The sequence below is a fragment of the Nocardiopsis salina YIM 90010 genome (assembly GCF_000341025.1).
GTDB lineage: Bacteria > Actinomycetota > Actinomycetes > Streptosporangiales > Streptosporangiaceae > Nocardiopsis > Nocardiopsis salina.
Genome location: NZ_ANBF01000034.1, coordinates 37,374 through 49,635 on the forward strand (window position 1 = coordinate 37,374; position 12,262 = coordinate 49,635).

A 12,262-nucleotide genomic window follows, 5' to 3' on the forward strand; every position below is an offset into this window, starting at 1 on the left:
GGCTCCCAGTCGGGAGAGTCCAACACGGCGATCGGGTGCTGAAAGGCCGCGACCTCCTGCAGGAGTTCCTCCTTGCGCTCATCCTGCTTCCGCCCGTCGAGCCACAGGGTCACGCCGACGACCAGCAGGACCGCTCCGAGAATCGCCCCGATCGCGAATACGAGACGGTTCCTTTCCGTGCTCAGTTCCCCGCCAAGCGAGAACACGAAAGCGCCGAGCAGCGAGAGTCCCAAGCACACCAGAGGCAGCGGCATGAGGAAGTCGACGTTCATGAAGATCGGAAACAGCGTGACGAAGATGCCCGCAACCATTGCCGTGCTCAGGACGATCGGGAACTGCCAGGGACGGGGCTCGTCGCGCCCTTCCAAGACATACTGGAGCCAGAAGTGCGCGCCGCCGATCACCGCCGTGGCGCCGAGCACGAACAGCACGGCGTAGCTGGTCTCGTCGTACATCATCCCCATCAGGGCGAAGAAGCCGACGACCATGAGGGCTGTGCCGCCGATGAGCGGGTACAGGGCGACGAACCAGAACTTCGGCCCGTCGGCGCTCTTGGGGTTCTCGGTGCTCTCGGAGGTTTCGGGGGTCTTCGGGGGAGTGCTCATGGTTGGACGCTACGGTTCGGGCCCGGCCGGGCACCTGAGCCCGTGTACTCATATCCTTTATCTGCGGTGACCTGGAGGCTGTGTGCATGCTGGCGCCGGGCTCGTCAGTGCGCTTGGTCCACGATCTCCTCGGCCTCACCCGGCTCCGCGGCCCGGATCTGCGCGGCCAGTTCCACCATGTCGAAGTCGGGGGCCTCGGCCTGCGCATCGCCGCCCTCGTCCGTGGGCACGTCCGTCGAGAGCTCGGCGACATACCCGTCGGTGAACTCCGTGGCGGCTTCCTCGCTCCAGCCGGACCTGTCGGCGACGACGATGTCCCCGTGTTCCTCACAGCCGTTTTCATCGGGGTCCGACTCGCACTGGTCGTACAGCGAGCTGTCGTTCAGATCCTGCATGGATACGGTCTCCAACCGCAGTTGGAACCCGTCGGTCGCGCGCGAGGAATCGGCGAGCTCGTAGGCGATGGATACCCGGCTCGCCTCCTGGTCGACCCACATCTCGGCCGGCTCCCAGCCCGCGTCGTCCAACACGGCGATCGGATGCCCGAAGGCACTGACCTCCTGCGAGAGCTCTTCCTCGCGCTCATGCTGCTGCCATGCGGCGAGCAACCCGGCCATGCTCATGAGCAGCAGGACCACTCCGAGGATCGCCCCGAGAGCGAGTAGGAGGCGGTTCCGAACGGTGCCCAGTGCGAAGACGAGAGCGCCGAGTACTGAGAGCCCCGAGCACACCAAGGGCAGGGGGAGGATGATGCCCGTGCCCAAGGCGAACGTGAACCCCGTGACGAAGATGCCCGCCACCATGGCCGTGCTCAGGACGGTCGGGAACTGCCAGGGTCGCGGATCGTCACGGTCTTCCACGCTGCGCTTGATCCAGAGGTGCACGCCTGCGATCACCAGGAGGGCGGCAGGAACGAAGAACACCGCGAACATCGCTACGCCCTCGGACAAGGTCGCCAGGGCCAAGAATCCCGCGACGAACATCAGGGCAGCGCCGGCGACAGGCGGGTACAGGGCGGCGAACCAGATCTTCGGACCGACGGAGCTCTTGGTCGTCGAGGGCGCGGTGCCGTCGTCGGGTGCTTGAGGGGTTGTGGGGGTTTCCGGGGGAATGCTCATGGTTGGACGCTACGGTCCGGACTCAGAGGGGTGCCTGAGCCTCAGTACTCATATCCCGCGTTCCCCTTCGGGGCCGTCCCCCGCACGGCGACTGACGAGTGCGGGTGCGGCTCACGGAAGCGAGCGCAGGCCAGGGCTCATCAGGAGATGTCCTCGGCGACCTGCCCGGGCTCGCCCGGTTCGGCCGGCCGGATGCTCTCGGCCAGTTCGGCCATGTCAGCCCTGTCGATGTCGGGGAAGTCGATCTCCGGTTCGTCGTTCGCGTCGGTCGGCACCTTCGTCATGAGGTTGGCGGCGCCCCCGTCCGTGAACTCGGTACGGGCCTCGAAGCGCTCCCTGGTGTTGCTGGACATGTCCGCGACCACGACGTCCCCGTGTTCCTCGCACGGGTAGTCGCCGCCGTCCGAAGCGCACAGGGAGTAGAGCGGCGTCCACCCCGTCTCGGCCAGATCCTCCATGGATTCGCTCTGCAGGACGAGGGAGAACCCGTCGAACTCGGGGGAGGGATCGGTCGATTCGTACTCGATGGAGGCCGTGCCGAGATCCTCGCTCGCCCACATGGACGTCGGTTCCCATCCGGGTAGGTCGAGCACGGCGATCTCGTGGGGGAAGTCGGCGACGTCCTGGACGAGTTCCTCCGTGCGCTCCTCCTGTCTCCGACCGTCGAGCCACCAGGTCACGCCCACGATCAGCAGGACCGCTCCGAGGATCGACCCGAGGGCGAGGACGAGACGGTTCCGTTCGGTGCCCAGCGAGAACACAAAAGCGCCGAGCAGGCAGAGCCCCGAGCACAGAAGGGGCAGGGGAACGAGGAAGTTCACATTCATGAGCATCGGAAACGCCGTGACGGAGATGCCCGCCGCCATCGCTGTGCTCAGGACGATCGGGAACTGCCAGGGCCGGGGCTCGTCACGGCCTTCCAGGATCCACTGGAGCCAGAAGTGCGCGCCGCCGATCACCACGAGGGCGCCGAGCACGAAGAGCACGGCGTAGCCGGTCTCGTCGTACATCATCCCCATCAGGGCGAAGAATCCGGCGACCATGAGGGCAGTGCCGGCGACGAGCGGGTACAGAGCGACGAACCAGAGCTTCGGGCTGTCCGCGTTCTTGAGGCTCTCTGTGCTCTTGGTGCTCTCGGAGGGTTCGGGGGTCTGCGGGGGAGTACTCATGGTGTCTCGCGAACGAATAGAAATCTGATTGGGTGCGATTCCGGGGAAAGAGGGATGCGTCCTGCGGCGCTATTCGAGCATCAAGCAGAGCTCCAGCCCGCGCCAATGAATATCAGCATGGGGAGAGCGGCGATGGTCCACGCTGCGATCAGCGTCGGCGCCACACTCTTCTTTTTGTAGATACTCCATATCCCGAGGGTCAGCGGGAGTAGAAACCCCACAACCAGCCCCGCGAGGGAAGCGAGCGCGAGTGTGCTCATCAGGGTGTAGTTGCACATGAGTTCAGTCGAAGATTCGCTGCAGTTCGCCGTGCCCATGGTCATGACGGCGATCAGGGGCCTCCAGATAAGAAGGCCGAGCAACATCCCGATGGCGGTCAGCCCGATACCGGCGACAGCGCCGTGGCCGTCTCCGCTCCGCGTTCCTCTGAGCGACCCGTTGTCGGGGCCCGTATGTGTCACGTGGATTCCTTGCGTCGCAGGTCATGAGGGGCACTGTCGACGCTACCGATCGGGCTCAGGCGGGCGCCTGAGTCGCTGTACTCAAATCCCGCGTATGCGTCGGCGGGCAGCCCTCGCCTCGGCTCGCCCGCCAACCCCGGAGCCGGGGATGCATATCCGGGCTCATCCCGACGAGTCCTCGAAAATGTCTTCGGCCTCGCCCGGTTCGGCCGGGCGGATGTCCCCGGCCAGGTCCACCATGTCGATGTCGGGGAACTCAGCCTCGGAGCCGCCTTCGCCGTCCTTGGGCATGTTCCCGATGAGGTAGCCGGCGACCCCTTCGGTGAACTCGGTGCGAGCTTCGAAGGTGTGGTTGTAACCGTCAGACAGGTCCGCGAGGACCACGTCCCCGTGCTCCTCGCATGCCGTGCCCCCGCCGTCCAGGTCACACAGTTGGTACAACGGCTCCCACGGCTCGTCCTCCAGCGCTTCCATGGTCTTGGTGCGCAGGGTGAGGCTGAACCCGTCGGTCGGCGCGGAGGGCTCGGTGGGTTCGTAGTCGATGGAAACGCTGTCGGACGGGGCAGAGACCGAGATGTCCGTCGGTTCCCATTCCGGGGAGTCCAGTACCGCGATCTCGTGGGGGACGTCCGAGATCTCCTGTCGTTCTTGCTCCCTCTCTTCCGCCTGTTCTTGCACGACCGGCATCCACAAGAAGCCCACGATCGCCAAGGCCGCAGCGGTGACGGCGGTGAGCGCGCCGACGAAGCGGTGACGCCACCTGGTCACCGAGTACACGCCCGCGCCGAGCAAGGACAGCCCGCAGCACAGCAACGGCAGGGGCGGAGAGCTTTCGATGTTCAGGAAGAAGGGCAGGACCGACACAAGGACGGCGGCCGTCATCGCTGTGGTCAGGACTGTCGGGAAGTGCCAGGCCGGCTGTTGGACCCGCCCCTCCAGAATCGACTGGAGCCAGAGGTGGCTACCTCCGACCAACACGACGGCTGCACCGACGAACAGCACCGTGTAGCTCTCGTTCTCGGACAGGATGACGACCATTCCCAAGACCCACAGCGCGGTACCTGTCAGGAGCGGCACCATGGACGGGAACAGGACCATCGCCCATTCGTAAACCGCGTCCTTGCCTTTTTCTGGAGTCGCATCCTCGGAAGGGTTCTCTTGTGGAGGATCAGGGGAAATGTTCATGAGGTGGGGCACCGTGGTTCTGGGTCGGGGCAGGGTTCACAAATTATCGTCGGCGTGAACGCAGGGAGAATAGGCCGCGAGTGAAGGTCGGCCGTCTTGGTCGACGATCAGGTCCATACTGAAGTCATCGGCCCTGTTCCTCGCCTCGATGCGGGATCCTTCCGGGCGTTCGTCCTTCGTGACCTTCCAGTTCCCCGTGTTCCAATAGGAATAGAGGGATTCGGCTATGTCTTCGTTCTGTTCCTCGGGTATCCCGTCGACCCAGAAAATGTGGCGCACGTTCACCTTGTGATTTTCTTCGCCTGGTTCGCCCTCGCACGCGGGGAAGGCTGGCTCTCTCTCTGATGAGAGCTCGACGTCACCAGGGAGTTCGGCTGCCGCATGGTCGATGTATTCTTCTATTCTCTCCTCGGCCTGGGTCTGGTTCATGTTGCTCTCCGGCTCTGCCGTTTCTTGGTCGGCGCAAGAGGTAGAAAAAAGTGCCAGAGCGAGAGAGCTCGCTGTGACGAGTACGGTTCGGAACCCTGTGGGCGCGGGGGTCACGGCTCTCCTTCGGGTGGAGGGTCATGAGAGGCGTGATGGACGCTACCGACCGGTCTCGTCCGGCCGCCTGAGTCCTTGTACTCACATCCCGCGCCTGCACCGACTTGCAGGAGATGTGTCCCTACTCGGGAAAGGCGGGCGCCGAGACCTCTTGCAGGGCTTGTTGCTCACCCTGCGCTGTGGCGATCAGCCACGGGATGGCCGTGAGCAGCAGGGCCGCGAGGAGGACCCCCGTGAGCGCGGAGAGGAAGCGCTCTCGCCGTCGGACCAGCGAGTACGTGAACGTGCCGAGGAGGCAGAGCGCCAAGCACACCAGGGGTGTGGGTATGGGTTGGGGGACGCCGAGGTCCATGAGGACGGGTGCGCCAGAGACGCAGAGACCGGCCACCATCGCTGTGCTCTGGATGATCGGCAACTGCCGGGGATCGGGCTCGTCCCGCTTTTCCAGGATCCTCCGGAGCGAGACGTGCGCGCCGCCGATCAGCACGACGGTTGCGGCGACGAACAGCAGCGCGAACCCGGGATCGTCGTACAGCAGTCCGAACAGGGCCATGAACCCCACGGGCCCGAGAACGCTGCCGGCCAGGAGCGGGTACACGGTGGCGAACAGGAGCTTCGGCGTCGAAGCGCTCTTGGCCGCCGAACCCGCGGTGTGGTCGTCGGGGGTCGGTTCAGGGGGAGGGCTCATGGTGGAAGGGCTTTCTCGGATTTCTGCGTCGCGGCACAGTTGCGATCATGACGGTCCATCGGGATCGACGCAGGGTGAAGATGCTCCGAGGGAAAGGCTTCCTTTGTTGCTCGTTTCGACGGACACCCTGAAGGAGTCCTCTTCGTGCTCCATGGTCACAAAATTATCCTCCGGGCGTAGATCGTGGAGGGTTCGATAACCGTTCTCGGTCCAGTATTCGTACATCAGGTCGATATTGGCCTCGTTGTCCTCGGCTGGAAGTCCACGGACCCAGAAGGTCTCGCTTGCCGTGACGCGATCCTTTGCCCCTCCGTCGGTCGGATCATCGCAGGAGGCGAAGAGGAGTCCTTCACGTGCCTCGAGCTCGGCGCCTTCCGGGAGGGCTGTGAGAGTTCCGTCGATGTGTTCCTGCACCTTTTCAGCTGCTTGGTCCCGGCTCATGTTCTCTGTCATATCCGTATCCCCTGAAATGAAACTGCACCCACTTGCCAGCAGGGAGGTGGCGACAAAATAGATGCAGAAGGCTGATTTTCTCATGCTGTGGCTAGTTCTCCCCCGCAATGATTCGCCCCATCCCCCTGAGGGAGAGTGTGCCTTGATCGAAATACTCGGAGTGCGCGGCGCCGAAGGGGAAATCGCCCACCTTCCAATCGCTCCCCGACGATGAAGTGAATGTTGTTGCTCCGAATTCGGAAGAATCTGGGGTGGGTCCGTGGATGCCTTCTGGCGTCACGCTATTAATTGTATCGTTTTCTGCTGTGGATGCATGGACGTTCTCGCCATGGAAGCCTAGTTCGCTCACATGGTCGGCCTTGACGCCGGGGCTTCCTACGAAAACGAGTTCGTCTGCGTTCAGTCCTTGATCGCTCATCGCAGTGTGGCCCAGAACGGTGCTCCCATAGCTGTGGCCGATCACGGTGTTGTGCGACGGTGTCGTGCCCTGATGGGTAGCGCGCAGGCCGCCGTTGAAGCTGCTGAGCCCACCAACGGCGTTCTCAGCCCTCTCTTCTTCAGCGGCCTCCGTCGTGGACGGGGCATCGTATCCAATCCAGCTGATGACAGCATGATCGGCGTCCCCCTCGTCCGCATTGGTGGCCGAAGTCCTGAGTTCGGAGGCCCGGTCCGCTTGGCCATTCACGCTTTCCCACGTGGTGCCTGTCCCTGGGACGAGGGTGGCCACGTTGTCGGCCGTGTCGGGGTTCCCCTGGGAGACGATTGCGCGGCCGTTTTCCCCCTCTTCCCTGTCGAAAGCCAGCAGGTACTGGTCGCTAGCGCCGGCGCTGTCCCCGAGATCATCGCGCAATTCTGCCATGATCTCTTCTTGTTCCTCCAGTTCACGGATTTCCTGGCTCAGGCTCGTCCGTTCTATCGAGCCGCCAGGTCCGTTCTGAGTTTCTTCGAGCTCGTCCCGGAGTTCGTCCAACTCGTCCTGGACTGCTTCGTGGTCGTCCTTCAGGTGATCCCGGTTGAGCTGGTCACGCACGTTCGAAGGTATGCCGTCGAGGTCGCGAAGCAGGTCCGGGTCGTCGGCCATCGCCTGCTCGCGTTCGTCCTCCGACAGGGAATCCCACCATGCGTTCACGAGATGGGGCGGCTCACTGCCGTCGATCTCGTCGGGCACCATCCCGGGGTAGTGGTCACCGTAGGTGGCGATCTGGCCGGCCGTGAGCAGGCCGGCCTCGACCATGCGTTCCATGGTCTCCTGGCTCGGCCCTGTACGCAGGTCGATCTTGGTCTGCTCGGCCTGGTCCATGAGCGTGCCCCAGATGCCGGCGTGCTCGGAGCGGAGTTCCTCGCGGGTCGCCTCGAGCGCTGCGACCTCAGTGTTCTCGCCGCCGAGCCACTCGGTCACGGCCTGACCGATCGCGTATCCGCCTCCGCCTTGCATCCGAAGATCGCGCATCTCCTGTTTGGCCGTTTCCCACCGGCTTTCGATGGAGGCGCGGTCCGTCATGTAGGTGTCGATGTCCTCGGCCCACAGCCGCAACACGCCTCCGCCGTAGGTGAGGGCCTTGGAAGCTTCTTCCCAGGCCATGAGGTCATCGGCCGAGGCCGAGCTGATGTCCCAGCCGATGCGGTCGGTGAACTGGTCTGCGGAGGAACGCATTTGGCTGTCGGTGTCGCCGGACTGGCCGAGCATGTCGTTGTGCAGCTCGTCGAGGTCGTCGGCGCCGTCTCGGATTTTTCCCGGCTCTGCCTCGATGGGGTCGGGCAGGTCCAGGGACATGTCGTCGATACTCACGGGGGTCGCTCGCTCGGGGGTCAGAAGTTGACGGGGATGTCCAGTTCCTCGAGCCCTTCTCGGAACTCGTCGGCGTTGTCCGTGTCGGTTGCGGCGATCTCCAGCACCGACCCTTGTACGTTCTGCGCCAGGGCGATCCCACTGCGGGCCGTCGTCTGGATGTCCTCCAGGGAGTTGTCCTCGTAGGTGGAAAGGCCCGACGTCACGTACGAGGACACCGGCCCGTGCAGGTTCTCCATGATCTCTTCGAACCTGCCGCCGAGGAGGGCCATTGTCTCCGCGAGTAGTTCGGCGGCCTCCGCTTCGGGGAGGGCGTCGACGTTCACTCCGGTCTCATCGGACATAAAGGGTCCAAGGGTTGGGGGCAAGGTGGGGCAGGGCGGACGCTACCAATCGGGAGTGAAGGAATACCGAGGCCGGTGTGCTCACATCGTCGCTCTGCGCTGCATGATCAGGACTTTGGTCCCATAGCAAGGCCGTGGCCACATGCGGCCACGGGGAACTCGTGCGCAGCTCCGTGACCCCGCGCCGTGTTGAGCCAGTGTGTCCGCGCCCGCCACGATGGGCGGGCCCCAACCCCAGCCCCGCCCCGACCCCCTGAAGAGGCTCCGATGTGGCAGATCCTGTTCCACGTGACCCCGGTGACCGTGGCGCTCGCGTCGGCGGCGCTGGCCGTGTTCGCGTTGGTCACGGCGCGCGCGTACGTGCGCGACCCGCAGGGCGCGAGGCGGTTCTGTCGGCGCCTGCTCGCGGTCGCCTCTGGTGTCTATCTGCTCGTTCTTGCGAGCCCGGTCCTCTCGTGGGGCCAAGTGGGCGAGAGCGGTCGGCACATCACGTGGAACCCGCTGGCCTGGGTCGAGGAGTGGCGCGAGGCCAACCAACCGGAGCAGGAATTCGGCCAACAGCTCAGCGACGGAACGTCGGCGCACTACTCCGTCGAGCCCCTCACCGACTCAGAACGCGAGGAGATCCATAGCTACGGGGACGGTTACGACTACTTCCTGCACGAGGACGAGCACCTTGACCTCGTGGTCCTGGACGCCGAGGGTGATCCGGCAAGCGACGCCGAGGCCCTGGTGGTCCGCCAGGAGATGGGCCCTGCGGTCGCCGACTTCATGGAGTACCGGGACGCCGACAGCCAATCGCTGATCGTGGAGGAGAAGGTCGTCAACGTCCTGCTCTTCGTCCCGATCGGCATCGTCGCGTTCTTCGCGATCGCCCACCCCGCGGGCAAACTCGCCGTCGGTCCGCTGCTGTCGCTCGCGGTGGAAACCACGCAGTGGGCGCTGGCCGCGGGCGCTTCCGCCGACGCGGCCGACCTCGCGGCGAACTCGATCGGGTCACTCACGGGCACGGCACTGGCCGGCGCATCACTCCTGGTGGCGCTCCGGTTCCGAAAGCCGCAGGAAGCCCCCGAGCCCGCGTCGGCGGTCTGAACCCTCAGCCGCGCAGCACCGCGATCGCGTCCAGCAACCGCGCGCGCAGCACACCGCCGCGCTCGGCGAAGTCGCGCTGGTACTCCATGTAGTCCGCCTTGCCCTCGGCGGTCTCGATGCGCACCGGCTCGTACCCCCACTCGCGCAGGTCGTACGGCGAGGCGCGCATGTCCAGGGTCCGGATCTCGCGGGACAGCTCGAAGCAGTCCACGACCAGCTCTGACGGCACCGCGGGCAGCAGCTTGTACGCCCACTTGTACAGGTCCATGTTGGCGTGCAGGCACCCCGGCTGGTCCAGCTCCACCTGCCGGTCGCGGGTGGGCTGCAGGGTGTTGCGCGGGCGCGCTTCCTCGGTGAAGAACCGGAACGCGTCGAAGTGCGAGCACTGCACCCGGTGCGACTCCACGACCCGGTCGGTGCCCTCGTGCCCCAGCCGCAGCGGCACCTGCCCGTGGCGCACCTCGGAGGTGCGGTAGACCATCGCCCACTCGTGCAGCCCGAAACACCCCAGGTGGGCGGGGCGCGAGGCGACACCGCCCAGCAGGCGCTCGACGAAGTCCACGACCCGCCGCGCCTCCAGGAACGCCGCGCGGTCCAGGGCCACACCCCCGTCGGCCTCGGTGTAGAACCGCTGCTCCAGGAACTCGTTCGCCCCGTCGCCCAGCAGCACCGTGCCCGCTCCGGGATGCCAGCGCCGCAGCTGGGCGGGCTTGAGGTTGTAGTACGTGAACAGGAAGTCCTCGACGGGGTGGCGCTCGCCGGCGGCGCGGCGGCGACGGTGGTCGGCGGTGAGCGCGTCCACGCGGGCGGCGTGCTGCTCGGCCCGCTCGCGCCACTGGTCCTCGCGCAGCTCCCCGCGCATCACACCCGTTTCCGTCACGGGCTCCAGGGTACGCACGCGCGCTGTCCGGTCAGTTCGACTGCTGCACGGGAAGGTGGCGGCCCAGGTAGCCGACGTAGATGCGGTTGGTGGTCCCGTCGCCCAGGTGGGGATAGAAGTACAGCCGCGGACAGATGCCGTGCTCGGTGTCGAGCTTGATGTGGGCGTACATCGGCACACGCCCGCTCGGGTCGACCTCCTCGGGCACCCGGAACAGGCGTTTGTCGTTGAGCTTGCCGCGGTTGCGCACGTAGTCCGACTCCTGCGAGGCCAACCGCTTGACGGGGATGACCCGGTACCCGTCGGGGCTCCGCCGCAGGTACGAGTGGAAGCCCAGCCCGGAACCGGGGTGCTCGAACTGGTACCGCGCGTAGTCGTCCAGCGCCAGCATCGCCTGCCACGCCCGCGTCACCCACAGGCTCTCCTTGTGGCTGGCCACCAGCTCCTCGACGGTGTGGTTGTCGATGGTGAAGAACAGGTGCGGCAGGGCGGTGCCGTCGGTGATGCGTTCCAGCAGTTCGCGCACGTTGTTGGGCGGACGCGGGCTGGGGTCGGGCGGCGGTGCGGTCGCCGCGAGGCGGTACAGGCCGGCCTCGCGCACACGGTCGCGCAGCCACCCCACCTCGTGTCGGGCAGCTCGCGCCTGGTCATCGGCGGCCCCGGCCTCCTCGGTGAGGTCTGCGGTCCCTGCGAGCAGCTCCTGGCGTTCGTCGGTGAGCTCCTCGACCCGGGCGTTGAGGCGTTTGACCTCGTCACGCAGGCGCTGGAGCTGCTGTTCCTGCTGTTCGAGCTCTGCCGCAGACACCCAGCCCTCACCCGGGTGCGCGGCCCGCGACGTGTCGGACGGCCCGGCGTGGGGCGGTCGGGCCGGAACGGGGCGTTTCGGTGTGGCGCGCAGGTCGTCGGTCTCCTCGGAGAGCAGCGCGTCGATGGCGCGCAGCGGTTCGGGCAGGCGCAGGGCGAGGGCGTTGTCACGCACCTTGCGGGCCAGGGCCGCACCCACCCAGGCGCGCAGCCGGTCGCCGTCGCGGGCGGCGCCCAGGCCGGCGGGGCTCATACGGGGATGCTGCTCCGGGTCGGGCTCCTCGCCGTCGAACGGCAGAAGGGTGCGCACGCCCCCTCCCGGCACGTCCAGACCGTCCGGGAACAGGGCGTCGACGCGGGTGCGGGCGGCGGCATCGAGCACGTAGGAGCTGCACATGCCGGCACTGCGGTTGAGGGCCCCGCCGATCGCCTCGCGCCAGGCGGGCACGGTCACGTCGGGTGGAGTGCCGGTGGCGACCACGGCCAGACGGCGCTCGGGGTCCATGACGGTGGAGACGAAGGCGTCGACCGTCTCCTGGTCGCGGCCGCGCACGATCACGGGTGCCGAGGCCAGCAGGTGCCGGCCGTCGTGGGCGGGCACGGACTCCAGGAGCATGCGCGCGGCCTCGGGCGGCATGACATCCCACCGGGGCGGTTCGGACCCGTCCCTGAAGTGGTCGTTGCGCGGGTCGACCGACATGTCCAGCCACGCGTAGTGCCACGGGGCCAGGTCGGGGTCGGTGACCACGCTGACGGCGGTGCGCCAGGTTCCGTCCGGTTTGTCGGACTCCGTGGTCAGCCGCAGGAATGAGAGCCCCTCGTCGTCGTTGTCGTGTCGCACCACCAAGGCCCGCGACCTGTTGCTCAGCTCGTGGCAGCCCGAGACGTCGAAGGACACCTGAGCACCGGGGTTGCCGCGCTTGCCCAGCCAGCGGTGGAGGATCTGCGCGGCCGTGGTCACCAGGTCCTCGTCCCCCTGGGGGACGGTCACGAGTGTGCGGTAGACAAGCGGCAACGAACCACGCTCCGGCTCTCCCATCGGCGTCGCGGACCGAGGGACCGGCGGGAGATGCGGCGCGGGCGGCGCCCTCGGTCCCACCACTGTGGACGACGGCGCCGGATGCGTCGACC

At 66.3% G+C, this 12,262-nt stretch carries 12 protein-coding genes; 1 reads left to right on the forward strand and 11 read right to left on the reverse strand.

The window, feature by feature from the left end; translation table 11 throughout:
• Positions 1–709: 709 nt before the first annotated feature.
• The 9 genes from D474_RS0103770 to D474_RS0103805 all read right to left on the reverse strand — a co-directional run bounded on the left by D474_RS0103770 (position 710) and on the right by D474_RS0103805 (position 8,355).
• Positions 710–1,723, reverse strand: coding sequence for an ECF transporter S component (locus D474_RS0103770; protein ID WP_017612265.1), 1,014 nt, complete (start codon positions 1,721–1,723; stop codon positions 710–712).
• A 140-nt stretch (positions 1,724–1,863) separates the two neighbouring features.
• Positions 1,864–2,892 carry a hypothetical protein gene (locus D474_RS0103775; RefSeq protein WP_017612266.1) on the reverse strand — a complete coding sequence of 343 codons (1,029 nt, stop codon included), beginning with the start codon at positions 2,890–2,892 and terminating at the stop codon, positions 1,864–1,866.
• Between the two features lie 80 nt (positions 2,893–2,972).
• On the reverse strand, positions 2,973–3,353 hold the full coding sequence (locus D474_RS0103780; RefSeq protein ID WP_017612267.1) for a hypothetical protein: 381 nt from the start codon (positions 3,351–3,353) through the stop codon (positions 2,973–2,975).
• Between the two features lie 162 nt (positions 3,354–3,515).
• Positions 3,516–4,451, reverse strand: a complete 936-nt coding sequence (locus tag D474_RS0103785) for a hypothetical protein (RefSeq protein WP_017612268.1) — start codon at positions 4,449–4,451, stop codon at positions 3,516–3,518.
• Positions 4,452–4,574: 123 nt separating this feature from the next.
• On the reverse strand, positions 4,575–4,967 hold the full coding sequence (locus tag D474_RS0103790; protein ID WP_017612269.1) for a hypothetical protein: 393 nt from the start codon (positions 4,965–4,967) through the stop codon (positions 4,575–4,577).
• Positions 4,968–5,202: 235 nt separating this feature from the next.
• A complete protein-coding gene (locus D474_RS0103795) occupies positions 5,203–5,769 on the reverse strand; it encodes a hypothetical protein (RefSeq protein WP_017612270.1) in 567 nt (188 codons plus the stop codon).
• Between the two features lie 45 nt (positions 5,770–5,814).
• The gene (locus D474_RS30830; RefSeq protein WP_083931727.1) at positions 5,815–6,306 is read right to left on the reverse strand and encodes a hypothetical protein; all 492 of its coding nucleotides are present in this window, start codon (positions 6,304–6,306) and stop codon (positions 5,815–5,817) included.
• Positions 6,307–6,313: 7 nt separating this feature from the next.
• A complete protein-coding gene (locus tag D474_RS0103800) occupies positions 6,314–7,996 on the reverse strand; it encodes an alpha/beta hydrolase (RefSeq protein WP_040703041.1) in 1,683 nt (560 codons plus the stop codon).
• A gap of 35 nt (positions 7,997–8,031) precedes the next feature.
• Positions 8,032–8,355 (reverse strand): hypothetical protein, encoded by a 324-nt coding sequence (locus D474_RS0103805; protein ID WP_017612272.1) that lies wholly within the window; start codon positions 8,353–8,355, stop codon positions 8,032–8,034.
• Between the two features lie 267 nt (positions 8,356–8,622).
• On the opposite strand from D474_RS0103805, the gene D474_RS0103810 reads away from it, so the two are divergent.
• Positions 8,623–9,447, forward strand: coding sequence for a VanZ family protein (locus D474_RS0103810; protein ID WP_017612273.1), 825 nt, complete (start codon positions 8,623–8,625; stop codon positions 9,445–9,447).
• Positions 9,448–9,451: 4 nt separating this feature from the next.
• Here D474_RS0103810 and D474_RS0103815 read toward each other — a convergent pair whose 3' ends face one another.
• A complete protein-coding gene (locus D474_RS0103815) occupies positions 9,452–10,309 on the reverse strand; it encodes a hypothetical protein (protein ID WP_017612274.1) in 858 nt (285 codons plus the stop codon).
• A gap of 49 nt (positions 10,310–10,358) precedes the next feature.
• Positions 10,359–12,146: a hypothetical protein gene (locus D474_RS0103820; RefSeq protein WP_017612275.1), complete on the reverse strand. Its 1,788-nt coding sequence runs from the start codon at positions 12,144–12,146 to the stop codon at positions 10,359–10,361.
• Positions 12,147–12,262: the final 116 nt, after the last annotated feature.

Coding starts and splice junctions, on each gene's coding strand:
- D474_RS0103770 (WP_017612265.1), bottom strand. CDS start 1,723: ATGAGCATTCCCCCGGAAACCCCCACAACCCCTCAAGCACCCGACGAC.
- D474_RS0103775 (WP_017612266.1), bottom strand. CDS start 2,892: ATGAGTACTCCCCCGCAGACCCCCGAACCCTCCGAGAGCACCAAGAGC.
- D474_RS0103785 (WP_017612268.1), bottom strand. CDS start 4,451: ATGGTCCTGTTCCCGTCCATGGTGCCGCTCCTGACAGGTACCGCGCTG.
- D474_RS0103790 (WP_017612269.1), bottom strand. CDS start 4,967: ATGAACCAGACCCAGGCCGAGGAGAGAATAGAAGAATACATCGACCAT.
- D474_RS0103795 (WP_017612270.1), bottom strand. CDS start 5,769: ATGAGCCCTCCCCCTGAACCGACCCCCGACGACCACACCGCGGGTTCG.
- D474_RS30830 (WP_083931727.1), bottom strand. CDS start 6,306: ATGAGAAAATCAGCCTTCTGCATCTATTTTGTCGCCACCTCCCTGCTG.
- D474_RS0103800 (WP_040703041.1), bottom strand. CDS start 7,996: ATGTCCCTGGACCTGCCCGACCCCATCGAGGCAGAGCCGGGAAAAATC.
- D474_RS0103805 (WP_017612272.1), bottom strand. CDS start 8,355: ATGTCCGATGAGACCGGAGTGAACGTCGACGCCCTCCCCGAAGCGGAG.
- D474_RS0103810 (WP_017612273.1), top strand. CDS start 8,623: ATGTGGCAGATCCTGTTCCACGTGACCCCGGTGACCGTGGCGCTCGCG.
- D474_RS0103815 (WP_017612274.1), bottom strand. CDS start 10,309: ATGCGCGGGGAGCTGCGCGAGGACCAGTGGCGCGAGCGGGCCGAGCAG.